The organism is Roseospira visakhapatnamensis (assembly GCF_014197915.1).
Classification (GTDB): domain Bacteria; phylum Pseudomonadota; class Alphaproteobacteria; order Rhodospirillales; family Rhodospirillaceae; genus Rhodospira; species Rhodospira visakhapatnamensis.
This window is the reverse complement of record NZ_JACIGK010000096.1, coordinates 1-1,178: the sequence shown is the minus strand read 5'-3', so window position 1 is coordinate 1,178 and position 1,178 is coordinate 1. Positions and strand designations below refer to the sequence as shown.

Sequence of the window (1,178 nt, the reverse complement as noted above, 5' to 3'; positions counted from 1 at the left end):
CCCCAGCCACCCTGAGCCCGCCCCTCCTCACCTGTCCCTTCAATCACCAGACCCGGTTGCGACACACTCCAACCCCATCCTGAGAACTGCTGGCCGGTGCCAACGACGCTTTACAAACGGGCGGCAACGGCGCTACAACCCCGCGTCCCGTCGACGCGGCGCCGCGCGCCGCCCAAACCCTGCGGAGGGGTGCCGGAGTGGTCGAACGGGCCGGTCTCGAAAACCGGTGTACGGGTGACCGTACCGTGGGTTCGAATCCCACCCCCTCCGCCAATTTATCGTTGTTGGTAAGGTAACCGGGGCAGAAGTTCGGGCGGTGGCGGCATCGCGACTCACATTTGGTTGCGCAGACTCGCGGTCCGTGATTCGCTGCGGGCATGGTCAAGCCGCCCTTCGACATTGATGACCTTTTTCCGGCGACGCTGAAGCCGTTGACGCTGGGTCTGCTGGAAGAGAACGCCCGGCTGGTCTCCGAGAACGGGGCGTTGCGTGACGAGATCGCGCGGCTGAAGGGGCTGAAGGGCAAGCCGGACATCAAGCCGCCGTCCAAGCCGTCTGGCATGGACAAGGCGACGGACAAACGGCCCCGGCGCGAGGGCAAGCGGCGGCGCGGGCCGAAAAAGCCGTCGGGCGTGGTCGAGGAGCGGCGGATCGCGGTCGATGGTGTCCCGCCCGGCTCCCGGTTCAAGGGCACCGAGCGGTTCACGGTCCAGGAGCTCAAGATCGAGGCCCACACGGTGTGTTATCGCCGCGAGCGGTGGGTGACGCTGGACGGGGTCACGATGCTGGCGGCGCGGCCCGATGGCGTCGCCGATCACTTCGGTCCCGCGCTCAAGCGCTTCATCCTCGCCCAATACCACCAGGGCCAGACGCCGGCGTGAAACCGTCCGTGGGCAGTGTCGGCGACAGCACCGCTTGCCACGGGTCAGTTTGTGCTGGGAAGAGGCTTGACGGAGGCGGCGTGGCATGATTCGACCGAGGGGAGGCAACCCCGAGGTTCTGATGGTTGACATAGATTCTCTGAAAGAGGCTGTGGAAGAGGACATGCGCCGTCGTGTTCCCCGGCAAAGGGTGACGCAAAGACGCAAGCTCTCGACACTGGTGGCGACACTCCTGCAGGAGCAACACGTCAACCTGATGGCCCTTGGCTGCGGCCTTCCGCTGGAGACGGAGAACCG

Annotated in this window: 2 protein-coding genes and 1 tRNA gene; all 3 read left to right on the top strand. The window is 65.8% G+C overall.

The genetic code is table 11. The features are described 5' to 3' along the window. The first annotated feature begins 183 nt into the window (after positions 1-183). Positions 184-273: transfer RNA gene (locus tag GGD89_RS19665), tRNA-Ser, on the top strand. A 104-nt stretch (positions 274-377) separates the two neighbouring features. Further along, a complete protein-coding gene (locus tag GGD89_RS19660) occupies positions 378-881 on the top strand; it encodes a hypothetical protein (protein ID WP_184049259.1) in 504 nt (167 codons plus the stop codon). 85 nt (positions 882-966) lie between these two features. Then, on the top strand, positions 967-1,178 hold a 212-nt coding region (locus GGD89_RS19845; RefSeq protein WP_221238586.1), incomplete at its 3' end, for a hypothetical protein.